Consider the following 24,885-nt stretch of genomic DNA (forward strand, 5'->3'; position numbering starts at 1 on the left):
AGTATATAAAGTAATACAATTTTTTATCGAAACTTTGCAGAGGGAAAGTGGAAAAAATGACAAAAATGATTGCTGGACAAGCTTTAGTTAAAGTTCTTGAGGACTGGGATGTTGATCACATTTATGGTGTTCCCGGTGGTTCAATTAACCATACAGTTGAAGGTCTTTATTTAGAGAAGGATAAAATTAAATATATTCAAGTACGTCATGAAGAGGTTGGTGCGATTGCCGCTTCGGCTGACGCTAAATTTACTGGTAAAATCGGAGTAACTTTTGGTTCTGCTGGTCCTGGTGCTACGCATTTGTTCAATGGTTTGTATGATGCCAAGATGGATCACGTACCCGTTTTGGCTTTGGTTGGTCAAGTTCCACAGGAGAATATGAATACCAACTATTTCCAAGAAATGGATGAGGGTCCAATGTTTGCGGATGTGGCAGTTTTCAATCGGACTGTAACAACTGCTGAACAGATTCCTTATGTTATCAATCAAGCTATTCGTGAAGCTTATCGTCAAAAGGGTGTTGCGGTAGTTATCTTGCCTGAGAATTTGACTAGTGCTGAGATTGACTACGTCCCAAGCAAGACGCCAAAGACGGTTGAACAAACTTATACACAAACAATCAATCCAGAAGATATTCAAAATACCTTGAAGATGTTAAAGGAAGCTAAGCATCCGCTAGTTTATGCTGGACGTGGTTTGCTAGGTGCCAAAAATGTTTTGACTAAGTTTTCTGAGCAATTCAATGTCCCAGTTATGACAACGGTTCCCGCAACTGGTGTTATCAGTAGTGACCACCCTAACTTTATTGGAACATTTGGTCGTTTAGGTACTAAGTCTGGATTTGAAGCTTTACAACACACTGATTTAATTCTGTTCATTGGTTCAGAATTTCCATTTGCTAGATTCTGGCCAGAAGGTGTCAAAATTATCGATGTAAATAATAATCCTTATGATATCGGTAAAACAGTTGATGTTGACTATGCAGTGATTGCTGATGCTAAGAGTTATTTGCAAGGTTTGATTGATACGAAGGAGACTTTACCAGCTGGTGTTTGGTTGAAAGCTAACCAAGAAAATAAAACTAACTGGGATAAGTGGCTTGATAGTCGTGCTACCGATGACAGTCAAGGCTTGAATCCTGAAACAATTACTAAGAAAATGGCTGAAATGGCTGGTCCTAATGATACATATGGTGTTGATACGGGTAATGTCACAGAATTTGGTGTTCGTGGATTGCCAATGAATCACAACCAGCGTTTTGCTTTGTCAGGATTATTTGCCACAATGGGCTTTGGTCTACCTGCTGGATTGGCTGGTGCTTTAAGTGTGCCTGACGCTCAAGCTTGGACGTTGTCAGGTGATGGTGGCTTTTCAATGGTTGCTCCTGATTTAATTACGGAAGCTAGATATGAATTGCCAGTTATCAATGTGATTCTTTCAAATGAAAGATTAGGTTTCATCTATTACGAGCAGGTTGCCTCTAAACAACACTTGTATGGTGTCGATTTGACTGGAGCTGACTGGGCTAAAGTTGCTGAAGGACTTGGCGGCATTGGCTTTACCGTTAGTTCAATCAAGGAAGCTGACGAAGTCTTTGGCAAAATCAAGGAATTGCAAGCTAATGGCAACAAGAAGCCAATCGTAGTCAATGCAGTTATTAGACAAGTTGATCCAATTGCGACTGCTTTCATGCCAATGGATGCTAAATTGTATGGTCAAGATGCAGTAGATGAGTTTGCTAAAAAGTACGAAATTGACCCTAAGACTCAACCAGCTCTAGGTGAATTATTGCGTGCTCAAGGCGATAATCTTTAATTGATTAATTTTCAACCTTTAGATTATTTGATAAACAAGTAAAATAAGAGACGGGTCAAGAGGATGACTCGTCTTTTTATTTACAAATGAGGGGTTTGTCTATGTCAATTGATAGTATTGAAGATTTGAAAAAAGCAACAAGCAATAATGAATCAGCTTTTGAGGTTTCCGGTGCTGCGTATGATTTGTGTTATGAAATTCATATGCAACAAGTTGTTGGTAGTGCTAATGACTGGTCGATTGCTGTAACGCATGGTTGGATGGCGATAATTACGCTATTTAATCACAAGGTTCATCGTGCATTTATGAGTCAGAAAAAGAAAGATTTAGCGGATTTGAAACATGTGATTTTCCGTCACTACATTATTAAGAAGACGGATGATCAGAATAAATATGAACTAGTTTTAAGAGCTCAAGTTGATTGATTGTTTTCTAAGGAAGATTTATGTAACAAATCAGCTTGAAGTACAGGACAACAAAAAAGAGATAATTCTTAATTGAATTATCTCTTTTTATTATCCAAAGTTTCCAGAAACGTAATCATCGGTTGCTTGCATCTTTGGATTAGTGAAGACATTAACTGTCGAATTATATTCAATGATGTGACCTAAGTGTAAGAACGCTGTGTAGTCACTGATACGTGATGCTTGTTGGAGATTATGTGTCACGATGATGATTGAGTAGTCTTTCTTCAATTCTTGCAATGTTTCTTCGATCTTCGATGTTGAGATTGGATCTAGCGCACTGGCAGGTTCGTCTAGTAACAAAATATCGGGGTGCATGGCAATTGATCTGGCAATGCATAGTCGTTGTTGTTGACCACCTGATAATGCTAGAGCACTTTTATTCAAGTCATCTTTGACTTCATCCCACAAGGCAGCGCCACGTAAACTTTGTTCCAAGCGTTCTTCCAGTTCGTCTTTTCCTTTAATACCAACATTCTTTAATGGAAAAGTGATATTTTCACGAATAGATTTAGCAAATGGATTTGGTCTTTGAAAAACCATTCCAATGTGCTGACGGACTTCATAAACGTTGATCTTTTTACTATTGATGTCCACATTTCGATACATGATATTGCCATCCACACGGGCAACTTTATCGTTCATTCGATTTAAGCAACGAAGAAATGTTGACTTACCACAACCAGAGGCACCGATTAGGGCAGTGATTTTGTAACGTGGAAAATCCATATTAGCGTCGAAGATGGCGTGATTGTCACCATAGTAGACTTGTAAATCTTTAGTTGAGAGTGCCTTCTTTTCCGGGATATCAGTTATATATGATTCATTTAAGTTATATTCTTTCAAAAGCTAGGACCTCATTTCGTTGCAGTAATTTTTTTGTACAGTTTATTACCCAAGAAACGTGCTCCTAGGTTGAAAAGCAAAATAACGATGATCAAGACGGCAGATGATGCACTTGAAATTAAGTTGGCATCGGGAGTAACACTCTCAGTATTAACTTTCCAAATGTGTACGGCTAGTGTTTCAGCGGGACGCATTGGATTCAAGAAACTAGTAGCTGAGAAAATATTCCAATTAGTGTAATCAACTGTTGGAGCACTTTGACCAGCTGTGTAGATTAAAGCAGCAGCTTCACCGAAAATTCTTCCGGCACTGAGGATTAAACCAGTCAAGATACCAGGTAGAGCGGCTGGTAAGATGATTTTTGTAGTAGTCTTCCAGTTCGAAAGACCAAGTGACATTCCAGCTTCTCTTTGCAAGTTAGGCACACTGCGGAGCGATTCTTCAATATTTCTTGTTAATAGCGGTAAGTTGAAGAAAGTCAAAGCAATGGCACCAGAGAGAATTGAGAAACCAAGATTTAATTTAATAACAAATAGTAAGTAGCCGAATAAGCCGACAACCACTGAAGGTAGGGAACTCAATACTTCGACACTGGTTCTGATTAAGCCAGTGAACCAATTATCGGCAGCGTATTCAGATAAGTAAATTCCGGCACCTAAACCAATTGGTAATGAAACGATAATTGTTAAAACTAGTAAATAAAGAGAATTGAATAGTTGATCACGAATCCCACCACCAGCACTGAATGACTGAGCGGGAGACGTTAGGAAATGCCAAGAAATATCAGGCACCCCGTTAAAGAGAATATAACCTAGAATTGCTACCAATATTAAGATGACCGCTGCTACTAACACATAAATAACGCCTGAAGCAACACGGTCCCATTTTTTTGCATTCATCTAGAAACGACCTCGCTTTCCAATGAATTTAACAAGCATATTGAGAACTAGAGACATTAACAACAGAATCAGGGCTAATGACCAGAGGGCATTGTTAGGTAAAGTACCCATGACCGTGTTACCAATATCGGTAGTTAATTTACTTGTCAAAGTTGATGCGGGAGAAATTAAGTTTTTAGGCATCAAAGCGGCGTTACCAATAACCATTTGTACAGCCAAAGCTTCACCGAAAGCTCGAGCCATACCGAAAATAATGGCAGTTAAAATACCTGGTACGGCGGCACGTAAGATGACTTTGTAAATCGTTTGCCATCTAGTGGCACCTAGCGCTAATGATGCTTGACGATAATAGAGGGGTACTGACTTCAAACTATCGACTGACAGTGAAGTAATTGTAGGTAAAATCATTACGAATAGAACCAATGTACCTGATAGGATACCGAATCCCGTACCGCCAAAAAGATGTCTGATAAAAGGTACGATAACGGATAATCCAATAAATCCATAAACAACTGAAGGAATACCAACTAGTAACTCAATAACGGGTTGTAAAATCTTACTACCGTTTTTACTTGAGAATTCAGCCATGAAGATAGCGACACCTAAGGCAAATGGAGTGGCCAACAAGGCTGCTAAGAGGGTAACGCTGAAGGAAGTTACGATCATTGGCAATGCACCAACATCGGGATGTCCTTGAGCATCAGTTGCTCCGGGGTTCCAGTTAGATTTAGTTAGAAAGTCGAGCACTCTAACATGATCTTTAGTGAAAGTTGCTAATCCTTTAGAAGCAATAAAATAGAGGATACAAGTAACTAGTAAAATGATTAAACCTATACAAAAATAACAAATTCCCTTGCCAAAGTAGTCTTGAAAAGTGGCTTTGGATTTCGCTTGTAATTTTTTTTGAATATCATCCATGGGAATCACACTCCTGTATATTAAAAAAAAGAACCTCGACCAGGATTAGGCAAGGTTGAAGTTCTTTTTATAATTGATTATTTTGAACTAACTGTTCCTTTAGAATCTTTTTGAACCTTCATATTGTGGATACTGATGTAACCCATGTCTTTAACTAATGAGTCTTGAACATCTTTTGAGTTCATGTAGTCTAGGAACTTAGTTGTAGCACTGTCGGGTTTACCGTTAGTGTACATGTGTTCATATGACCAAATCTTCCACTTGTCTGATTCAACATTTTCGTCAGTTGGTTTTACGTTATCAATTGAGATTGGTTGAATCTTGTCATTAATGTATGAGAATGCTAGGTAACTTATAGCACCTGGTGTACTTTCAACAATCTTTTGAACAGTACCATTTGAGTCTTGTTCTTGAGATTTAACGGCTTCTTCACCTTTAAGAACAGCGGCTTCGAAAGTTGCACGGGTACCACTACCCTTAGCACGGTTTACGACAGTGATCTTTTCATCCTTGCCGCCAACTTCTTTCCAGTTTGTAATCTTACCTGTAAAGATTTGTTTTACTTGCTCCATCTTAAGGCTCTTAACGTTAGCATCTTTGTTAACAACTGGTGCCATACCAACAACGGCAACCTTGTGGTCAACTAATTTCTTTGAATCAATACCTTGCTTTTCTTCAGCAAAAATATCTGAGTTACCAATTGTAACTGATTTGTCTTGGACTTGGCTCAAACCTGTACCTGAACCGCCACCTTGAACAGTAATGTTAACCTTGCTGTTCTTCTTTTGGAAGTTAGCAGCTGCTTTTTCAACTAGTGGTTGTAAAGCAGTTGAACCAACGGCAGTGATCTTTCCTGAAGCTTCACTACTTGAACTCTTTGATGAAGTAGAGCTCTTGCTACTGTTATTTCCACAGCCAGTTAGAACCAACATCAATGCGGCAAAACCCAGCACTAATGAAATAATAGTTTTCTTTTTCATTTCTAAAACCCCTATTCAAATTCGAATTAATAAAATCATTTACTGAACACTTATAAAGATAGCGAGGTCGTGTATAAATAATGTTTATTTAATGTAAAGTTTTTGTAAAGTTGTGAAAAAAATATACATTTGGTTTGTAGACTGAGAAACGCAGGGGAATTAAGGGACAGCCAATTATTATAAGATTTGTATTTGTATATATTCAAAGACAATAGGTGATTTAGTCAATATAAATGACCCACCTTATTTACATTGCTATAATCAAATTGTGATGTGGCTGTAGTTAGTTTTATTTCAAGAAATCTATAAGCAAGGATGCCTTGAATTTTAATATTGTAATAGTTTCAGCCCTTGCAATATTAAATGACAGGAAGGAAGTAGTGTACATGCAACCGCTAGTATTGCTCAGCAATAAGCTACCACTCTTTATTGAAATCAATGGTTATTTTAATAATCAAGGTTGGTTCATTCGTAATATCACTGATCCAAATGAAGTCGAGAAATTAGTTGAAAAAGAAGATATCGCCGGCTTATTATGGGACTTTTCGACTACTGATTTACAACAGTCGCTAAAGATTCTCAAAAACGTCCGTAGTAAAATATCCGGTCCGATAATTGTCTTGGCACCGGCTAAAGAAAAAAAGCGAAGATCATTATTTTATAACATCAACATTGACAGCTTCATCACGAAACCTTTTGAATATCCAGAACTAGTCGCAAAAGTTAAACAGTTATTCTGGGTTTATGACCGGTTTTCCATCACCAAAGATGTACCGAAAAATTCGCGTAAAGAATTTAAAAATGATACCGTGAAATTCAATGATATCGTAATTGATTTTAAGCATTATCGCGTGACCCATAATGGCTATGATTTAGGGCTGACACCTAAGGAATTTAGTTTGTTCTGGTATTTAGTCCAGCATCGGGGCAAAGTCCTCAGTCGAGATCAACTATTAGAAGGTGTCTGGGGCTACGATTCAGCGGGTTCCAGTAGAACGATTGACATCCACATCAGTCATTTACGTGACAAATTAGCAGAAAAGTCTAAGTCAACTGACTGTATTAAAACAGTGCGTGGCTTTGGATATGTTTTAGATAATGATTATCCGTTAGTTTCTGAAAAGTAAAAAAGGGACTGTAAATCCGACTCTGGATTTACAGTCCCTTTTTGGGTTAAGTAGAAAATTGTTGTACATTTACGCTACATATTTGACTCAAATTCATTTTTATTATCTTTTAAATTTAAGACGAATTAATTTATCAAATTCAATAACAACTAAGACAATGGCACCAGCAGCGACGGCCATACCCCATTCAGTCCAGCCAATTGAACCAGTTGAGAAGATTCCTTGCATAAATGGAACGTAAGTTAGGAATAATTGTAACAGGATCATCAAGCCAACGAATACGAATGCTTTCGGATTGGAGAACAGTTCTTTGGAAAGGGCTAACTTCGGTGTTCTGATATTGAATAAGTAGAAAATCTTACCAATAATCAGCGTATTGACCATGGTTGTACTAGAGATAACTTCACCGACACCTTGATTATTTAAATAGATGTCGATAATCAGACTGACAGCCGCAATCAGAATTGCCACATAGGTCATTTGGAAAACATCGTGGAGGTTCATTAGCTTGCTACCAGTCTTTCGAGGAGCTCGGTTCATGATACCGTCTTCGGCTGGCTCGAAAATCAAGGCGAATTGAATCGTAATGGCGGAAACCATGTTGATCCAAAGCAATTGAGTCGGTTGTAGTGGGATTTCTTGTTTAGTCAAAATCGCATACGCTACGATCAAACCTTCAGAAAACGAGATAGGTAAGAGGTAGAGAATACTTTTCTTAATGTTATCGAAAATTCTTCGACCTTCACGAATAGCAGATGACATTGTCGCAAAGTTGTCATCAGTCAGAATCATGTCGGCTGAATCCTTCGCAACGTCAGTACCCTTGATACCCATGGCAACACCAATATCGGCACGTTTTAAGGCTGGGGCATCATTGACACCATCACCAGTCATGGCTGTAACTTTGTTATTCTCTTGTAAAGCTTTGATGATTTCTAACTTGTTGCTTGGAGTAGTACGGGCGAAAACTTGGTTCTTGTCAGCAGCTTCGATTCGTTCGTCGTCAGAAAGTTTGTCCCATTCAGGACCAGTAATGGCGTGAATTTCAGCGGCTAAGCCCAATTTTTCACCGATAGATTTAGCGGTAACTGCGTTATCACCAGTGATCATTTTAACTTCAACACCAGCGCCACGCATGACTTTCAATGATTCGATGACTTCTTCACGAGGTGGGTCGATGATGGCAACTAAGCCTAAGAAGTTTAAGCCGTCGACAATCATTTCGTGTGTTACTTCGTCGGCATCACTCGGAGCTTCTTCATAACCGACCGCGATAACACGTTTACCCTCGGCTGAGAATTGTAAAACTTTTTGCAACCAATAATCGTAATTAAAGTTGGCGTCTTGTTTCTGAGCCATTTCCAATAATTTATCAGGTGAACCCTTCACAAATAGAAAACGTTTCTTGTCAGAGCCTTGGACGATTTTACCCATATAACGATAGTCAGAATCGAAAGGCAAGATGTCGACTTCTTGATAAGGATTATCTTGTTCGTAAGGGAAAACCTTGTGATAGAGGGTTAAAAAGGCACCGTCAGTTGGCTCACCATTTATTTCCCACTGATTATTTTCATGGACTAGGGTAGTATCGTTAGCTTGATAACCAGCTTCTAAAAATAGTTTCAAACGTTCAGATACTTCAATTGGCTGACTATTTTGAACGATTTCACCAGTTGGTTCATAACCAGTTCCAGTAACTTGATACTCTTGATCATCAATCAAAATATCGGTAACGGTCATTTCGTTCTTAGTTAAGGTACCAGTTTTGTCAGTCGCCACAACGTCAACCGAGCCCAATGTTTCAACAGCGGGTAAGGTTTTAACAATTGTGTGCTGACGTTTAGCCATATCACTAACACCTTTGGCTAAAATAACTGAAGTTGTCGCAGGCATACCTTCAGGGATAGCACCAACCATCATCGCAACGACGGCTAGGGAAAGCACTGGTAATGAATAAGTGTCAAAGATTAAACCAATAATGAAGATAACGACCGATGCGGCCACGATAAAGTAGGAAACGTTAGTACCTAGGCTATCGATAATTTGCATTAAAGGTGTTTTACGTTGTTTAACGGAGCTCACTTCGTCGGAAATTTTACCAATTTCGGTATCTTTAGCAGTCGCAACGACCAATCCGCTACCACTACCATTTGTTACAGCAGTTGATGCGAAAGCCATATTCTTTTGTTCAGCTAAAGGCACATCGTTTTCCAAAGCGTCCGAAATTTTAGCAACTGAGTTGGATTCACCAGTCAAAGCTGACTCTTGGATACGTAAGTTATCGGAGTCAATAATTCTCAAGTCGGCAGGCACGTTGTCCCCAGCTTCTAAGAAGACCGTATCACCGACAACTAAATCTTCGGCAGGGATGTCAGTCCGCTTACCATCACGATAGACGGTTGCCTCAATCGAGAGCATCTGCTTAATTTTATCCAGCGCATCAGAGGCGTTCGATTCTTGATAGTAACCAATGATGGCGTTGATAATAACCACTAAGAAAATAATGATTGAGTCGGAATAGTGACCCATCAATAAAGTGATCAATGTAGCGGCGATTAAGACGTAGATAACCATATTGTTGAATTGGCGGAAAAAGATTTTCCATTTCGGCGTCTTATGAGCCTCTAATTTGTTAGGACCATTTTCACTCAAACGTTTTTGAGCTTCTTTAGTAGAAAGTCCTTCTTTAAAATCATTTGTATTATATGTTTCTTTTAATTTCTTAAATCCTATCTGATAGGGTTTAGGTTTCAATTGGTATCTCCTCATTCGTTTAAATTAGATGGTCTGGGTGGCTCCGGTTTCGAGGAGATAAAGTCTGCTGTGGGACCGGCTCGAGCCAGAGTGCGGTCTCGACCCTCGATTTTGAGCTTTGCAAAGACCGCAAATCTCAAAATACGTCCTGTGGTGTAAGAACGACTTCGTCGTCCTAACGCCACTGCTACTGCTGACTTTATCTCCTCGAAACCTCCGGCTGCTGTATTACTAAAGTTATTATTGCTTTTAACTAGCGTAACAATAACTACCTCAACCATAGATTTTTAGATTTAAAAAAAGCGCATTGCTAATTGAAGTAATGTGCCGCCGTCTAATGTCTAATTCGATGTAAGAAATATATAAGTTTCGTTTTCAGTTAAAATTTTACTCCTTAGGTTCTGTGTAGATATAAATATATCAGATTGTATACATTATGTCAATGTTAGAGAAATGATTAGTTTCTTCTAATAATAGTAGCTGTGTGGAATATACCAATATTAAAGTAATCTAGTCCAATTAGGTATTGAAAACGTTTAACCACTTTACATGATACATAAATCATAATAAAACTATTGCCATGTATAATGTATACCAGTATGATTGGGTTCGTTAGAAAAATATTTTAATTTTGGGGAGGAAAATAGGAAAATGAAAACCTATCTTCAAAGAATGGGCCGATCTCTTCAATTGCCAGTTGCCGTTTTACCAGCTGCTGCGCTATTAGAGGGTATTGGACACTGGCTACCGCAAAACTGGGGCTTTTCACAGTTCTTGCAAGTCGGAGGAAGTGCTATCCTCAGTCAGTTAGCTTTATTATTCGCCGTGGGCTTGTCAATTGGGATGACAAAGGTGAAAGATGGAGCGGCTGCTATGGCTGGTGTTGTAGCATATATCGTACCAACTTATGTTTTAGCACCTAATCAAGTGGCGTTGTTAAAAGGTATCAAAGTGGGACAAGTTGATCCTGCCTTTAATGCAATTGCCGGAAATGTTTTTATTGGTATCGTTGCTGGCTTAATTGCGGCTGCTTTATTCGACCGTTTCCATGAGACCAAACTACCAATGGCTTTATCATTCTTTAGTGGTAAACGACTCGTACCAATTATGGCTACACTCGCAATGCTACTAGTTTCAGTTATTTTGTTATTTATCTGGCCCGTATTATACGGAGCTTTAATTACTTTTGGTAAATTTATCGTAAATCTAGGTTGGGTCGGTGCTGGACTCTTCGGATTCTTCAACCGTCTTTTGATTCCAACTGGATTGCATCAAGCTTTGAACCAAGTCTTTGAGTTTAATATTGCTGGTATCAACGATATTGGTAATTTCTGGGCTAACAAAGGTACTAAGGGTGTAACTGGAATGTACTTAGCTGGTTATTTCCCTGTCATGATGTTCGGACTTCCTGCTGGAGCCTTGGCAATTTACAAAAATGCTTTGCCAGAACACAAGAAGACTACTGCCGGTTTGATGATGGCTGGAGCCTTTGCTTCATTCTTTACCGGAGTTACGGAACCATTGGAATTCTCATTCATGTTCGTTGCCTGGCCACTTTATGTTATCCACGCAATTTTCACTGGATTGTCGATGGCTTTTGCAGCATTCATGCACTGGACAGCTGGATTCACATTTAGTGCTGGATTGGTTGATTATATTTTGAGTTTCCACATGCCAATTGCTAATAAACCTTACATGTTATTAGTTCAAGGCTTAGTAATGGCAGTTATTTATTACTTTGGTTTCGACTTTGCCATTAAGAAATTCAATTTAATGACACCTGGTCGTGAACCTGTTGAAGCAAATGCGGTACCAGTTGAAGAAGTTTCAACATCTAAGACTGATGACAAATATATGGTTATGGCTAAAAAAGTTTATGCTGGAATCGGTGGTCACGATAATATTAGTGTGATCGATAATTGTACAACTCGTTTGCGTTTGCAATTGAAGGATACTGGTAAAATTAACAAGTCTCAAATCATGAGCGCTGGTGTTGCCGGTGTTAATGTTTTGGATAAAGTTAATATTCACATTGTTGTCGGAACGGAAGTGCAATTTGTGGCTGATGCCTTGAAGAAACTTTTCGATGAAAACGTGGCAATAACAGCTTCTGACGCTCCGGTTGAACAGCCAAAGAAGGCTGAACCAGTCATTGACGTTAAGTCTGGCGAAACAGATACCTTCTATAGTATTGCAAATGGGTTAGTTGAAGATATTGAAAAAGTATCAGATCCAACCTTTGCTCAAAAGATGTTAGGTGACGGATATGCAGTTGTGCCAACAGATGGCAAGATTACTGCACCGGTTGATGGAACTATTTCAACAATTTTCCCAACCAAACATGCTTTAGGTATTAAGACTGCCAATGGTTTGGAAGTCTTGGTACATATGGGTATCGATACCGTTCAATTAAAAGGCGAACCATTTGATCTCAAGGTTAAAGAAGGCCAAGAGGTTAAACATGGTGACCAATTAGCTCAAGTTGATTTGGATAAAATCAAACAAGCTGGTAAGAAAACTGACATGATGGTTATTATCACCAATATGCCAAGTGTTTCCTATATGAAATACAATGTTTTGGATAGGGATTCTAAGTTGGATACCGAAGTTGTTAAAGTAACTACTAAGTAAAATTATTTGTATCACCCTTCATAAGTTAATTAAAAATATAGATAGTATATGGTGCTAGTTAAATATGCCGTCTACAGAGCTGGAAAATATTCTCAAGCTGTGCGGAACGACCCGAGCCAAAGTGCGGTCTCGGGCCTCGGTTTGAAGCCTTGACACAGTTCGTCAAGTCTCCAAACACGTCCGGTGGTATAAGTACGGGAGATTCCTCCCGTACTTATACCACTACCACGGCACACAAATATTTCCCAGCTCTTCCGACTAGTTAATCATTATTAATTGAATGTTCAAATGACCTTTTTATTCATTTTGTATCCAGTTCATTTTGAATATTGAAATATAATTGGGACGAATATTTAAAATAGATTATTAACTAACATCATGAGTTAAATATAATATAGATAAGGTGTACTGGAAGTTTTTCCGGTGCACCTTATTTTTGTTTGGTAAATAAAATAATTATATTGGATAATTTGAGAGTATAAATGTCCCACTAATCCTAGTATAAAGGCATTTGTAACTGTAACAATCTAGCTAAAGCCTCCGTAATAACTATTGACTAAAACGTTTACAACTGTTAGATTGTGTTTGAAATAAACATTAGCAAACATGGGGGAACAGCATGAGTTCATTAGAAGAATTTCAAAAATTAAATCCAGAATATAAGATCCTCTCAATTGATGATCCAGATTTTAAAAAGTACGGTAAAGTTTATACAAACTACGACATCAGTGAAGTAACTGATTATATGGATAAGAACGTTAAGATTTCTAGTCCTGCTAATTTCTACACACCAACTAACAAGGGTCTCGAAGCAATTCCAGTTATCCAAGAAATGGGTAAGGATATCTATGCTAATATGCCAATTGAAGCTGGCGAATGTACTGGTCAATCAACTAACTTTTCAGCTATCGAATATCACCAAGGTAGCGAAACTAATATTATGTTGACTGATGTCATCATGGTCTTGGGTCAACGTTCAACACTTGATACTAAAGGTTCATACAGTCCTGCTGATGATGGTCAAACATTTTTCGTCCCAGCCGGTACAGTTGTTGAATTCTACAGTTCAACTTTGCACTATGCACCAATCAAGGTTCATGATTCAGGATTCTCAATCATCGTTATGTTGATTAAGGGTTCAAACGAAGAGTTGCCTGCAGGTTTCAAGAGTACAAACAAACGTATCGTTAAGCAAAACAAGTTCCAATTAGTTGATCCTAGTCGTAAAGATAAGATTGCTATCGGAGTTCAAGTTGGTTTGACTGGTAAGATGATTGAAATGAAGCCACTAGCTAAATAATTAGTATGGAAGATTCTCGCTAATGAGGATCTTCTTTTTTTATAGTTAATGAATCCAAGTGGAAGTTTTAAATATAATAGCTTAAGTAATAATTTTCCATTTATTTATAATTTAGGGTGTTAGAAAATAAATATATAAGGCTGTTAAATCTGAGTAACGTCTCAAATTTAGCAGCCTTTTTCTGTCTTAATAAATTCTTAAAAAAATATTTTAACTAAAAATGGGCTATACAAATTGGTAACTACCAGTTTCAGCAAATTGAGATAAGTTCGACAGTATATTTCTCAAACTAAAACCGATATAAACATAAGTAACAAGCTGTTACATATATGTAACATGTGAAATAAATTTAGATAAAATATCTTATCTTTTTTAATTAAATTGAAAATGCTGATAGAGTGGGGACTAGACCGACTTTTGATTGAAAATTATGAAAAGCAGTGAGAACTTTCAACCATCACAAAGTAGCAATAATTAGGGTGGAATCAGTCCAGATCTCTTTGACTAAATAATACCTATTTTTTAAACATCCTGATATGAAAGCTACTATAGAGGAACCAGAAAATTGAAAAATGAATTATTTAATTTATCTTAAAAGTTTAGTTTTGTTTTTATTTGGTTCTTTTTGTTAAAAAAGCTGTTTTTTTTCTGAAAAAATGATATTATGTAAGGGTTCACATGAAGGGTGAGCTCTATTAAAGCGGTTTATTTAGAAATTATTCTATTTTTATTGTCAGTATTGACCTGAAATGGGTGGTCAAAGTAAGCGCTTTAATGACATAAAAATAAAGGAGGATTAAACATGGTTGGAATTGTTATTGCAAGCCATGGTGACTTTGCTGATGGCATCAAGATGTCAGGTTCAATGATTTTCGGTGAACAAAAAGACGTTCAATCCGTTACATTACAACCTAGCATGGGTCCTGATGACCTTAAAGCAAAATTGGAAGAAGCTGTTTCTTCTCTAGAAGATCAAGAACAAGTATTGTTCCTTGTTGATTTATGGGGTGGAACACCATTCAACCAAGTAAATGGTTTGTTCGAAGCACATAAAGATAAGTGGGCTATCGTTGCTGGCCTTAACTTACCTATGTTGATTGAGGCATATGCTTCACGTTTATCAATGAACTCAGCACATGAAATTGCTGCTCACATTATTGAAACAGCAAAAGATGGTGTTAAGGTTCGTCCAGAATCACTACAACCAAAGGAAGCTCCTAAGGCTGCTGCACCAAAACAAGGACCTACAGGTGGTCAACCAGGACCAATGAAATATGTATTGGCTCGTGTTGATTCACGTCTATTGCATGGTCAAGTTGCTACTGCATGGAGTAAGACAACAAATCCTACTCGTATCATTGTTGTTTCAGATAACGTTGCTAAGGATGATTTGCGTAAGCAATTGATTATGCAAGCTGCACCAGTTGGTGTTCATGCTCACGTTGTCCCAATCGATCAAATGATCAAGATTGCAAAAGACGACAAGCACTTTGGTGCTGAACGTGCTCTATTACTTTTCGAAACACCACAAGATGTTAAGAGAGCAATTGATGGGGGAGTTCCATTGAAGACAGTTAATGTTGGTTCAATGGCTCATTCAGTTGGTAAAGTTCAACCGAACAAAGTTTTGGCTTTTGATCAAAATGATATCGATACTTATAAGGCTATGGAAAAAGAAGGCATCAAGTTTGATGTTCGTAAAGTTCCTACAGACTCAGAAGATAACCTCGATAACATCATGAAAAAAGCTCAAGATGAATTGAACAAAGAAAATTAATTTTATTCATACATATATGTAAGAAATAACACGGAGGATTATAATCATGCAATTGAATGCTATTCAAATGATTTTAGTCGTTATAGTATCTTTCTTAGCTGGTATGGAAGGTATCTTGGATGAATTCCACTTTCACCAACCAGTTATCGCTTGTACTTTAATCGGCTTAGTTACAGGTCAATTATTACCTTGTCTTATCTTAGGTGGTTCATTACAAATGATCGCCTTAGGTTGGTCAAATATCGGTGCTGCCGTAGCACCTGATGCTGCTTTGGCAGCTGTTGCTTCAGCTATTATTCTTGTTCTTGGTGGTAAAGGTAAGGCCGGCGTTGGTTCAGCTATTGCTATTGCTGTTCCTTTGGCTGTTGCCGGACTACTACTAACAATTTTGGCACGTACATTGGCAACTGGTATTGTCCACATCATGGATAAAGCTGCCGAAGAAGGTAGTTTTAGAAAGATTGAAATGTGGCAATATATCGCTATTGCTATGCAAGGTATCCGTATTGCTGTTCCTGCTGCATTGATCTTAGCTATCGGTGCTGGTCCCGTTAAGGAATTATTGAACGCTATGCCCGCTTGGTTGTCAGATGGTTTGTCACTTGGTGGTGGTATGGTTGTTGCTGTTGGTTACGCTATGGTTATCAATATGATGGCTACAAGAGAAGTATGGCCATTCTTCGCAATTGGTTTCGTACTTGCTACAGTTACACAATTAACACTTATCGGTCTTGGTGCTATCGGTATTTCAATCGCCTTAATCTACTTGAAATTATCTAAATCAGGTGGTAATGGTGGCAACGGTGATGGAGGAAACTCTAACACTGGTGACCCAGTCGGCGATATAATAGATAACTACTAAGAGGGAGGAACACACAAACATGGCAGATCAAGTAAAGATTTCTAAAAAAGATAGAATTTCCGTTTGGTGGCGTTCAACATTCCTTCAAGGTTCATGGAATTACGAACGTATGCAAAATGGTGGCTGGACTTATTCATTAATTCCAGTACTAAAAAGATTATATAAGACAAAGGAAGACCGTGCCGCAGCTCTAAAGCGTCACATGGAATTCTTCAACTGTCACCCATACTTAGCTTCACCTATCCTTGGTGTTACTATGGCTTTGGAAGAAGAACGTGCTAATGGTGCACCTATTGATGATGTAACTATTCAAGGTGTTAAAGTTGGTATGATGGGTCCTTTGGCTGGTATTGGTGATCCTGTGTTCTGGTTCACTGTTAAGCCAATTATTGGTGCTTTAGCTGCTTCACTAGCTATGACAGGTAACATTATGGGACCTATCATTTACTTCGTAGCATGGAACGCTATTCGTATGGCCTTCATGTGGTACACACAAGAACTTGGCTACAAAGCCGGTTCAAAGATTACAGATGACCTATCTGGTGGTATTCTACAAGATATCACAAAGGGTGCTTCAATTTTGGGTATGTTCATTCTTGGTTCATTGATCAACCGTTGGGTTGTTGTTAAGTTCACCCCAGTTGTTTCAACAATTAAACAAGATAAGGGTGCTTTCATTGACTGGTCACATTTGCCAGCCGGTGCACAAGGAATCAAGGAAGCCTTGATTCAACAACAAGCAGGCCTATCATTGACTGCTCACAAAGTAACAACATTGCAAGATAACTTGGATCAATTGATCCCTGGTTTAGCAGCTTTGCTACTAACATTGTTCTGTATGTGGTTACTAAAGAAGAAAGTTTCTCCAATCGTTATCATTCTTGGATTGTTCGTTGTCGGTGTTGTCCTACACGTACTTCACATTATGTAATTATTTGAAACTTTCACATGGGGTGGACTCAAAAGAGTTCCGCCTCTTTTTTGATAGTTAGTAAAGACGTATAATACTTTTTATAAAGAGATAAAGGGGTTAGTTTAAATGGTTCAATCATTAAATACGAAGTCGGATTTGGTCATGAATGCAACTTCTCACTTAGGAATGACAGATTACGGTAAGATCATGGTCGGAGACAAGGGCTTCGAATTTTATGATGATCGTGACGCTAATAACTATATCCAGATTCCTTGGACTGAAGTTCGTTTGGTGATCGTATCAATTATTTTTGGTGGCAGATGGATTCCAAGATTTGCTATTGAAACAAAGAAGAACGGTACTTTCTCATTCTCAGCTCGAGACCCTAAGAAAGCTTTGCGAGCAATCCGAGTTTATATCAAACCGGACCATATCGTACGTTCACTCAGTTTCTTCCAAGTTGTTAAACGTGCGTTTACTAGAAATCCTAACAAGAAATCTAAAAAGTCGAAAAAGTAAATATTCAAAAGAGTCAGCAAATTTTATTTTGCTGGCTTTTTTTGCATTTAAATATGCCGCCGGAACTTGCCAGTGAATTGCACTCCGCTATGGGGACCGGTCCGAGCCGGAGTGCGGTCTCGAACCTAGATTTGAATCCTTGCCAAAGTGCGGCAAGTATCCAAACTCGTCCCGTGGTGTAATGGCTAAAGCCATAACGCCACCTTCATTGCGGGTGCAATTCACTGGCAAGCTCCGGCTTGGGTTTGTTTAGAATTTAGTTGGTTGTTTATGATTTTTATTTAATAAAGTTAAATTAATTTAAAAGTGTGCTCAAATAATGTTACAGAAGTTCAAATAGTAACATTATTTGAATATTGGAGGATGAACTTTATTCGTAAAATAGATTAGTTGGAAGAGCTGGGAGTATTCATCAGCCGCGAAAGTGGCGTTATTGCTTTAGCAATTACACCACCGGGCGTGTTGGAGACTTTCCGGTTTTTGGAAAGGCTTCAACCGAGGTTCGAGACCGTTCTTTGGCTCGGACCGTACCGCGCAGCAGATGAATACTCCCAGCTCTGGAAACGGCATATTTTAATGCCAAAGGAAGACATCTGGGATATTTAAAGACTTTATTTTTGATAATAGTGGCCGTTATGTATTATTTTAAGGGTACTCATAGAGCAAAAATAAGGTGATTGAAATGGAAAAAGGATTGAGTTTTGCAAGAAAAATCAATTTTGAACCATTACTGATCAGTATCTTTTTTGGAATAGTCGTAGCGACCATTTCTTATGCGATATTTCCAAATTATCCATTAGTTTGGATTGCGGTGGGCATCTTGGCATTCGCGGTTGAAAGTTTGCTGGTATATCCGAAATATCTCTCCAATTACTATGGCTATTGGAAAGCCGATGACTCTGGAATTCACTACTATGATTACGGGACCTGGAATAAAAAGGTTCAGGCAATTTTTTCACCATTATCTAGAAAGACTATTGATGTGCCATATTCGGCTATTAAGACGTTTGTGATTGTCGATGGGCAAACTATCATGAATACTCAGAATACACGTGGAGGCGCGTTCAACAGGCCCCTGACACGAAAAGTTCAGTATCTGATTGTCCAGACTCATGAACGGGAAGTTAAATTAAGCTGTGCTTGGAGTTCTGCAGGCACTCCAACAACGGCTACCGATATTAAAAATGTTGTTGAATTAATTAATTCAAAAATATGAATCATAATTTAGGACAAACTCATTTTGGGTTTGTTCTTTTTTATTGCAGCAAAAAAGCCCACCATATGGGCTTTTAATAAACAAATAAATTATGTGAAATACAATTTGAAGGGTGAACTCAGTAAAAGAGAATCATCGTGTTATTTTTACTGAATTCGTATCTCAACGGTTAAAGAATACTTTATCGAACGCGTTTCATGTCAAGAATATTTTTAATAAATTTTTTTAGAGTGTTAAATCAAAAAAATCTGTTTTCATAAAAAGATAAATGGCTATATAGGCTTTGTTGAAAACATATCATTAGATATACTTTAAGTAATCAAGATAGTAAAAGGAATTTAATTTATGAAGCATCGTAAAAATAGCAAATATTTTATGTACTTGCTCATTTCCCTGCTTGCAACTAGTTTTTTAATTTTTTCTAGTGTTAGTAAAGTTAGTGCACAGACTAATGATGATCCGGTTATTGAGCCATTTCATCCTCCGTCTAAGGGCGCTGAACATGGAATCTTTTGGGGTACTAGCGGTTTTAATACTCAACCTGAGGCAAATTATTATATTAAACGAGGGGAGTCTGTATCTATTAACAGTAACTTTGTACGATATATCGGTTGGTTTTCATGGTGGGGGACGTCTAAATATGATTGGTACGAAAATATTGATGGAAAAGGTTGGCAAAGATTAAACAGAGATTCAGCGAGTATGAAGGTTCAAACTAATAAGGATTCGAAAGTCCATGATATTTATTATCAAGCAATCAATACTTTTAGAAATGATACTTATTATTCAGAGATGGCGCATGTTCACGTACTTTCTAATGAAATCAAAGCGGAGTCTGTAACGATTGAGCCGAATAAAAACTATTTATATAGCACCAAAGACAACAAGTTATTTGATAATTGGACGTACGTTAATGATGAGACAAAACCTCAGGATTCAACTGGTAAATTGCAATGGACTTTGGGAGAATTCAAAGGAAAAGACACTGTTCCGGAGACTGAGAATAAGTTGGCAACTGTAAATACATCAGGCTTAATAACGGCTAAAAATGGTGCTGTAGGAGTTTTGAATGTAACTGGTTATATCGTCAACGAGGATGGCACAAGTGTTTCAGATACGAAGAAGCTTCGAATTGGCGGTGGACTGGAAGATCAGACTGGTCATGTTAAGCAAAAGGCAACGTTTAATATTGAAACGGGTAAGTCAATTGCTAGAGATAATGAAACAGCACAGATTGATATTAAATGGCATCGTGTAAAGGATAAAAAAGATACAATCGTTGCTGGAAATAAGAATAATCAATTATCTATGACTACTGATGTGTTGGATGAATCAGATAGTCATAATGAGTACTACGCGATTATTACAGCCGGAAATTCACAGTTAAGAACCAATAATGCTCATTTGAAGGTTTTACCGCCAATTGACCCAATGGTTCATTTAGACAGTAAAATGGAGAATGTCAGTTTCCCCAAAGGAAATAGTGATAATAAAACATTGCATCATGTAACCAATGATGATGTAGTCAAATATACAATGACGTTGAAAAATGGTGGAATTAAGAATTTGAAGAAATCTACTTTGAAGTTGCCTTTAAATCAGCACACTGAGGTTGCGTCGATTAAATTGGATGGGGTTGAAAATAATAAGCACAGTTTCAATACTGTTGAAAAAAGTTTGGAAGTTCCGATTGACGATTTGGAGCAGGATCACGAGCATAAAGTTGAGATAGAAACCAAGACAAAAGGTATTAATGATGAACACAGCTATTCATTTAAGCCGATTCTGTCGGGCTTTTATGACGATATGACTCACAAATATGAAAGTGATGGCGACTTGTTGACGTTGCATTATACAGATGATCGTATCGCTGCGGAATTTAAGAAGATTCATTTTCAACCGGTGGCACTTTTTGAACGTGAAAAATATAAATTTCGGACTAGTGAGACTGTGGCTCCAAATCCAGTTGTTTCAATTCGTGATTCTCGTCGGAACCGTGTACCTGTGAAAGTAACAGTTAAGCAAACAACCAATTTTATTAATGGCAAGAATATTTTAGATGCCAATTTACTCTTTGTTAGTCAAAATGCTCAGCCAGTTTCATTAAACGAGAAGGTGACTGTCGCTCAAACTGACCGTGAGCAGCCACTGCAGTCGATTACATGGGATGAGAGCCATGGCCTGATACTTCACGTTGATAACACAAAGGCAAGGCCACCAGGGAATTATAGTGCTACCTTGGTTTGGAATATTGAGAATGCTCCTTGAATCGACATAAGTGCTAAGAAACGGTATTGTTTAAATATGAAAAGGAGCTTTTATGAAATTATTAAAGAATAATATTACAAAAATTATCGTTGCCAGTTTAATATTTCCGTTTGTTATGACTATCATCGGACTTTTAGTAACAAAAAAGTCATCCACTAGTATCTTACAATTAGTTGGTGATCTAGCTGTATTTTTGGTAGCTTATCTGTTAAATGCTAAATATTTTCGCCAAAAGATTCACTGGTTCAACAGTCATAAAGTGAGCGCCCAGTTGGCAACTTCCATGCCAGCAATAATTATTGTGGCCTTGTTAGATTCACCGATGTTAGCTGTACCAGATTTCAAAGTTAAATTTAGAATTATTATTATTTGCTTATTAGTTGGTTTAGCCGAGGAGTATATATTCCGTGGCGTATTGATTGGACTATTTCTGAAAGTAGCGCACAACAACGCATTTGGAGCTGTCATTGGTTCAAGTATCATGTTTGGCTTGATCCACACAATGAATTTGGGTGCATTGCCAATCGGTTACGTTTCAGCTCAAGTTATTTTTGCGGCAGCTATTGGAATTCTTTTTGGTACGATTTATATCAAAACTCATAATCTGGGAATTGTGATTGCATTACATGCTTTACGTGATATGTTCCCAATGTTTTCTAATAAATTGGTAGCTCAAATGAGTCACACAACGTTTTCGATGGCATCACTATATGTCACAGTTGTCTTTTTAGTGATTGCGTTATTTATTGCCAGCGTGCAATTACGAGATTATACAATAAAAGAAGATGCAGAATAAAATCCGCATCTTCTTTTTATTTTTTCAAAATATTTTAGTCTAGTTTCAAAGGTTGTGTACTATCAAGCCAAGCATTCGTTTGGATATTCTTGAAATACATCGTTACCTCAGAGGTCGTGCTATTGACTTTAACCAAGAGGGCTCCGTCAAAACTCTTACCCGGTTGAACTTGACCATTGTTACTACTATTAATAATAGCCGCATTGTCACCAGTAGCAGTTGTGGCAGATAATTGTTTGCCATCTTGCTTGAGCATAATTGCATTATTTTGAACTTGCTGAGGTACTTCATTATTGTTAGTTTTATTTGTGTAATTATATTTGACCATCAAAGCAGCATCGCCGTTAGCATCCTTAATTAACTTAACTTCATTTGAGATTTTAAACGTATACCAATCGGTGTCATAAGTCAGATTGTCGTAAGTGCCAGGATTTTTAATTTGTGGAGCTGTTTGTTTTTGTTCAGGTTGCTTCTCAACCTTTTGAGCAGGCTGATCTTTAGTAACCTTTTTAGGTTCATTCTTTTTAGCTTTTTTGGTGGTCTTTTTCTTGGCGGGTTTCTTAGACGCAACCTTTTCAACTTTGTGAGACGGTTGCGTGGAATTCGTATTGTTGGAACTATTTATCTTCCAAAAAGTAAATAGACCAATTACCAAAATGATGACCAAAATAAGTGGAATGATAAAAGACTTTTTCTTATAAAATGGCGATCTTTTACGACGAAGTGCTTCACGAGTCATGCGAGATCTACTATTGCCGTTTTGCCTTTTCATAATGTTACTCCCCTGCAAATAATTCGTTAAGACCATAATATCATAATTAGTTAGTCGGAATTAATTAACTAAAAAATGCTTAGTTTTTCTTAAAAAAAGAAATTTCAAATTATGTTATTGAACTGACTTTGAAAAAGTGGTATAAATATCTGGTCGAAGTTAATGAGATAGTTATTTTGTGTAGAAGGGGGTCACAATGATGTTGTTTTTTGGTAATCATGGCGATTATGAAGTTACTTGTAATTTCTTTAGCAAAGAAGGCCAAACAATTGCTAAGAAGCGCATTTGTCACAACGTTTCTAAGAAAGAAGCCCGTGACGGTATGAGAGATTATGTTACAAATAGATTCTCTGATATCATTGATGTAGCTCATCCCATTAAAGTTGTTGCTAAGCTAACAGCTAAATAAAAGGATAAAAATATATTGTTGGAAAAGGTGGAACCTGGATAAGGCTCTATTTTTTTTGCTTTTAAGTATGCCACCTACGGGTTCGAGGGAGAGAGGCAGCCAGCTGTGGGACCGGCTCGAGCCGAAGTGCGGTCTCGACCCTCGATTTTGAGCCGAAGACCGCGTCTCAAAATACGTCCTGTGGTGTAAGACCGGAAAGTACGCCGGCCTAACACCACTACCACTGCGGTCTACCTCTCTCCCTCGAACCCTTCGGCTAGTGTATTTTTGAATGAAAGTTTAATTTTCAATGTTAGAGTGATTTTGAAATGTAGTATTAATCCATATGTGACTTGAGTCGCTATTAAGAAATTAAAAAGGGCATGGAATTTGTTGTAATAACGCCTGTTACGATTTATCCAATGTATTTAATTAGGAGTATAGAAACTGCAGGTAGTAAATTAGGCGGAAGGTATGAGAATATTAACCCGCTGTGGGTGTGGCGTTAGAGCTTCAGCTCTTACGCCACCGGGCGTGTTTGGAGACTTGCGAACTGTGCAAGGCTTCAAACCGAGGTTCGAGACCGATTTTTGGCTCGGGCTGGTCCGCATAGCAGGTTAATATTCTCATACCTGGAGACGACAAAATCAGTGAAATATTGGTATGATAGACACGAGGTGGCGATGTTATGGATCATGAAAAAGTAACGGGTAAACGTTTCTTTTACGTAACTGTGCTGAATGTGTTGATTACTATTACTGAATTTGTCGGAGGTTTCTTTTCCGGAAGCCTAGGATTGATCTCTGATGCATTCCACAATTTGGAAGATTCGCTGTCAATTGTAATTTCATACGCAGCTAACGTTATTGGCAAGCGCAAAAATAATACTAAGAAGACTTTTGGATACAAGCGGGCGGAAATTTTAGCGGCGTTCGTTAATTCGATTGTCCTAGTCGTGATAACTCTGATGATGGTTGTTGAATCATTTCGGCGGCTATCACAACCGCAACATATCAATGGTAAATTGATGATGATTGTTTCTTTGATCGGCTTAGCAGCTAATTTTATTTCAATGTTGATGTTGTTGAGCGGCTCAAAGCATAATTTAAATATTAAAGCGACGTTTCTACATATGCTGACAGACACATTGTCTTCGGTTGGCGTTTTTATAGCTTCAATCTTTGTTATTTTATTCAATTGGAATTGGGTCGACCCAATCATAACAATTGTAATTGCCATTTGGCTCTTAAAAGAAGCCTATACGGTTGTTTCGGAAACAATTAATATCCTGATGGAGGCCAGTCCGAAAATTGATTTGGACGCTGTTCAGGCTGCAATTTTGACAATCCCTGAAATTGTTAAAGTTCATCACGTGCATTTATGGATGATTGACGAAAATCACATCATGTTGGATGCCCATATTAATGTTAAGAGAAATTGTAATATGGCTGAGCTTGACGGCCTTTACGATCAAGTTGATAAGTTGTTGAAAGATAAATTTAATATCAAGCATGTAACTTTACAGGCTGAGTGTTCAAGAGGATTAGATAATTCGCTGATAGATTAGTTGTTATAGAATTTGTTAAAAAATAAATTTTTTTATTATTATGAAAAAGTAATCTCAACAAGCTATTTATG

At 37.8% G+C, this 24,885-nt stretch carries 20 protein-coding genes; 14 read left to right on the forward strand and 6 right to left on the reverse strand.

The genetic code is table 11. The features are described 5' to 3' along the window. Nucleotides 1–56 precede the first annotated feature (56 nt). Both JP39_RS02235 and JP39_RS02240 read left to right on the forward strand, forming a co-directional pair. Nucleotides 57–1,817, forward strand: coding sequence for a thiamine pyrophosphate-binding protein (locus JP39_RS02235; protein WP_041498855.1), 1,761 nt, complete (start codon nt 57–59; stop codon nt 1,815–1,817). A gap of 101 nt (nt 1,818–1,918) precedes the next feature. Further along, the gene (locus tag JP39_RS02240; protein WP_041498853.1) at nt 1,919–2,242 is read left to right on the forward strand and encodes a hypothetical protein; all 324 of its coding nucleotides are present in this window, start codon (nt 1,919–1,921) and stop codon (nt 2,240–2,242) included. Between the two features lie 90 nt (nt 2,243–2,332). Here the strand turns inward: JP39_RS02240 and pstB are convergent, their stop codons facing one another. From pstB to JP39_RS02260, 4 genes are all read right to left on the reverse strand, one after another. Then, the gene (gene pstB, locus JP39_RS02245) at nt 2,333–3,127 is read right to left on the reverse strand and encodes a phosphate ABC transporter ATP-binding protein PstB (protein ID WP_041498852.1); all 795 of its coding nucleotides are present in this window, start codon (nt 3,125–3,127) and stop codon (nt 2,333–2,335) included. A gap of 11 nt (nt 3,128–3,138) precedes the next feature. Further along, nucleotides 3,139–4,026: a phosphate ABC transporter permease PstA gene (pstA, locus tag JP39_RS02250; protein WP_041498851.1), complete on the reverse strand. Its 888-nt coding sequence runs from the start codon at nt 4,024–4,026 to the stop codon at nt 3,139–3,141. Next, a complete protein-coding gene (gene pstC, locus JP39_RS02255; protein WP_041498849.1) occupies nt 4,027–4,944 on the reverse strand; it encodes a phosphate ABC transporter permease subunit PstC in 918 nt (305 codons plus the stop codon). It lies immediately after the preceding gene. A 77-nt stretch (nt 4,945–5,021) separates the two neighbouring features. Next, the gene (locus JP39_RS02260) at nt 5,022–5,924 is read right to left on the reverse strand and encodes a phosphate ABC transporter substrate-binding protein PstS family protein (protein WP_041498848.1); all 903 of its coding nucleotides are present in this window, start codon (nt 5,922–5,924) and stop codon (nt 5,022–5,024) included. A gap of 386 nt (nt 5,925–6,310) precedes the next feature. Here JP39_RS02260 and JP39_RS02265 point away from each other — a divergent pair, with 386 nt between their 5' ends. Beyond that, nucleotides 6,311–7,051, forward strand: a complete 741-nt coding sequence (locus JP39_RS02265; protein WP_041498847.1) for a response regulator transcription factor — start codon at nt 6,311–6,313, stop codon at nt 7,049–7,051. A 102-nt stretch (nt 7,052–7,153) separates the two neighbouring features. Here the strand turns inward: JP39_RS02265 and JP39_RS02270 are convergent, their stop codons facing one another. Then, the gene (locus JP39_RS02270; RefSeq protein WP_041498846.1) at nt 7,154–9,805 is read right to left on the reverse strand and encodes an HAD-IC family P-type ATPase; all 2,652 of its coding nucleotides are present in this window, start codon (nt 9,803–9,805) and stop codon (nt 7,154–7,156) included. 651 nt (nt 9,806–10,456) lie between these two features. Here JP39_RS02270 and nagE point away from each other — a divergent pair. From nagE to JP39_RS02320, 9 genes are all read left to right on the forward strand, one after another. After that, nucleotides 10,457–12,436 (forward strand): N-acetylglucosamine-specific PTS transporter subunit IIBC, encoded by a 1,980-nt coding sequence (gene nagE / locus JP39_RS02275; protein WP_041498844.1) that lies wholly within the window; start codon nt 10,457–10,459, stop codon nt 12,434–12,436. A gap of 619 nt (nt 12,437–13,055) precedes the next feature. After that, the gene (locus JP39_RS02280; RefSeq protein ID WP_041498842.1) at nt 13,056–13,736 is read left to right on the forward strand and encodes a DUF4867 family protein; all 681 of its coding nucleotides are present in this window, start codon (nt 13,056–13,058) and stop codon (nt 13,734–13,736) included. Between the two features lie 802 nt (nt 13,737–14,538). Further along, nucleotides 14,539–15,513, forward strand: a complete 975-nt coding sequence (locus JP39_RS02285; RefSeq protein ID WP_041498841.1) for a PTS sugar transporter subunit IIB — start codon at nt 14,539–14,541, stop codon at nt 15,511–15,513. Nucleotides 15,514–15,559: 46 nt separating this feature from the next. Continuing rightward, nucleotides 15,560–16,375: a PTS mannose/fructose/sorbose transporter subunit IIC gene (locus JP39_RS02290; protein ID WP_041498840.1), complete on the forward strand. Its 816-nt coding sequence runs from the start codon at nt 15,560–15,562 to the stop codon at nt 16,373–16,375. 19 nt (nt 16,376–16,394) lie between these two features. Continuing rightward, complete coding sequence (locus tag JP39_RS02295) at nt 16,395–17,306, forward strand: PTS system mannose/fructose/sorbose family transporter subunit IID (protein ID WP_041498838.1); 912 nt, start codon at nt 16,395–16,397, stop codon at nt 17,304–17,306. Between the two features lie 108 nt (nt 17,307–17,414). Then, nucleotides 17,415–17,807 carry a DUF956 family protein gene (locus JP39_RS02300; protein ID WP_041498837.1) on the forward strand — a complete coding sequence of 131 codons (393 nt, stop codon included), beginning with the start codon at nt 17,415–17,417 and terminating at the stop codon, nt 17,805–17,807. A 682-nt stretch (nt 17,808–18,489) separates the two neighbouring features. Then, the gene (locus JP39_RS02310) at nt 18,490–19,023 is read left to right on the forward strand and encodes a hypothetical protein (protein WP_041498833.1); all 534 of its coding nucleotides are present in this window, start codon (nt 18,490–18,492) and stop codon (nt 19,021–19,023) included. A gap of 345 nt (nt 19,024–19,368) precedes the next feature. Next, nucleotides 19,369–21,291, forward strand: coding sequence for a hypothetical protein (locus tag JP39_RS02315; protein ID WP_041498832.1), 1,923 nt, complete (start codon nt 19,369–19,371; stop codon nt 21,289–21,291). Between the two features lie 52 nt (nt 21,292–21,343). After that, nucleotides 21,344–22,087: a CPBP family intramembrane glutamic endopeptidase gene (locus tag JP39_RS02320; RefSeq protein WP_041498831.1), complete on the forward strand. Its 744-nt coding sequence runs from the start codon at nt 21,344–21,346 to the stop codon at nt 22,085–22,087. Nucleotides 22,088–22,121: 34 nt separating this feature from the next. Here the strand turns inward: JP39_RS02320 and JP39_RS02325 are convergent, their stop codons facing one another. After that, a complete protein-coding gene (locus JP39_RS02325; protein WP_041498829.1) occupies nt 22,122–22,859 on the reverse strand; it encodes a DUF5067 domain-containing protein in 738 nt (245 codons plus the stop codon). A 196-nt stretch (nt 22,860–23,055) separates the two neighbouring features. Here JP39_RS02325 and JP39_RS02330 point away from each other — a divergent pair, with 196 nt between their 5' ends. Next, nucleotides 23,056–23,268 carry a hypothetical protein gene (locus JP39_RS02330; RefSeq protein ID WP_223876480.1) on the forward strand — a complete coding sequence of 71 codons (213 nt, stop codon included), beginning with the start codon at nt 23,056–23,058 and terminating at the stop codon, nt 23,266–23,268. Nucleotides 23,269–23,935: 667 nt separating this feature from the next. Continuing rightward, complete coding sequence (locus tag JP39_RS02335; protein ID WP_041498827.1) at nt 23,936–24,814, forward strand: cation diffusion facilitator family transporter; 879 nt, start codon at nt 23,936–23,938, stop codon at nt 24,812–24,814. Nucleotides 24,815–24,885 lie beyond the last annotated feature (71 nt).

It is taken from the genome of Companilactobacillus heilongjiangensis, from assembly GCF_000831645.3.
Classification (GTDB): domain Bacteria; phylum Bacillota; class Bacilli; order Lactobacillales; family Lactobacillaceae; genus Companilactobacillus; species Companilactobacillus heilongjiangensis.

Excerpts from the sequence above, each read along its gene's own strand:
- JP39_RS02235 (WP_041498855.1), top strand. The coding sequence starts at position 57 with ATGACAAAAATGATTGCTGGACAAGCTTTAGTTAAAGTTCTTGAGGAC.
- JP39_RS02240 (WP_041498853.1), top strand. The coding sequence starts at position 1,919 with ATGTCAATTGATAGTATTGAAGATTTGAAAAAAGCAACAAGCAATAAT.
- pstA (WP_041498851.1), bottom strand. The coding sequence starts at position 4,026 with ATGAATGCAAAAAAATGGGACCGTGTTGCTTCAGGCGTTATTTATGTG.
- pstC (WP_041498849.1), bottom strand. The coding sequence starts at position 4,944 with ATGGATGATATTCAAAAAAAATTACAAGCGAAATCCAAAGCCACTTTT.
- JP39_RS02260 (WP_041498848.1), bottom strand. The coding sequence starts at position 5,924 with ATGAAAAAGAAAACTATTATTTCATTAGTGCTGGGTTTTGCCGCATTG.
- JP39_RS02265 (WP_041498847.1), top strand. The coding sequence starts at position 6,311 with ATGCAACCGCTAGTATTGCTCAGCAATAAGCTACCACTCTTTATTGAA.
- nagE (WP_041498844.1), top strand. The coding sequence starts at position 10,457 with ATGAAAACCTATCTTCAAAGAATGGGCCGATCTCTTCAATTGCCAGTT.
- JP39_RS02280 (WP_041498842.1), top strand. The coding sequence starts at position 13,056 with ATGAGTTCATTAGAAGAATTTCAAAAATTAAATCCAGAATATAAGATC.
- JP39_RS02285 (WP_041498841.1), top strand. The coding sequence starts at position 14,539 with ATGGTTGGAATTGTTATTGCAAGCCATGGTGACTTTGCTGATGGCATC.
- JP39_RS02290 (WP_041498840.1), top strand. The coding sequence starts at position 15,560 with ATGCAATTGAATGCTATTCAAATGATTTTAGTCGTTATAGTATCTTTC.
- JP39_RS02295 (WP_041498838.1), top strand. The coding sequence starts at position 16,395 with ATGGCAGATCAAGTAAAGATTTCTAAAAAAGATAGAATTTCCGTTTGG.
- JP39_RS02300 (WP_041498837.1), top strand. The coding sequence starts at position 17,415 with ATGGTTCAATCATTAAATACGAAGTCGGATTTGGTCATGAATGCAACT.
- JP39_RS02310 (WP_041498833.1), top strand. The coding sequence starts at position 18,490 with ATGGAAAAAGGATTGAGTTTTGCAAGAAAAATCAATTTTGAACCATTA.
- JP39_RS02315 (WP_041498832.1), top strand. The coding sequence starts at position 19,369 with ATGAAGCATCGTAAAAATAGCAAATATTTTATGTACTTGCTCATTTCC.
- JP39_RS02320 (WP_041498831.1), top strand. The coding sequence starts at position 21,344 with ATGAAATTATTAAAGAATAATATTACAAAAATTATCGTTGCCAGTTTA.
- JP39_RS02325 (WP_041498829.1), bottom strand. The coding sequence starts at position 22,859 with ATGAAAAGGCAAAACGGCAATAGTAGATCTCGCATGACTCGTGAAGCA.
- JP39_RS02330 (WP_223876480.1), top strand. The coding sequence starts at position 23,056 with ATGATGTTGTTTTTTGGTAATCATGGCGATTATGAAGTTACTTGTAAT.
- JP39_RS02335 (WP_041498827.1), top strand. The coding sequence starts at position 23,936 with ATGGATCATGAAAAAGTAACGGGTAAACGTTTCTTTTACGTAACTGTG.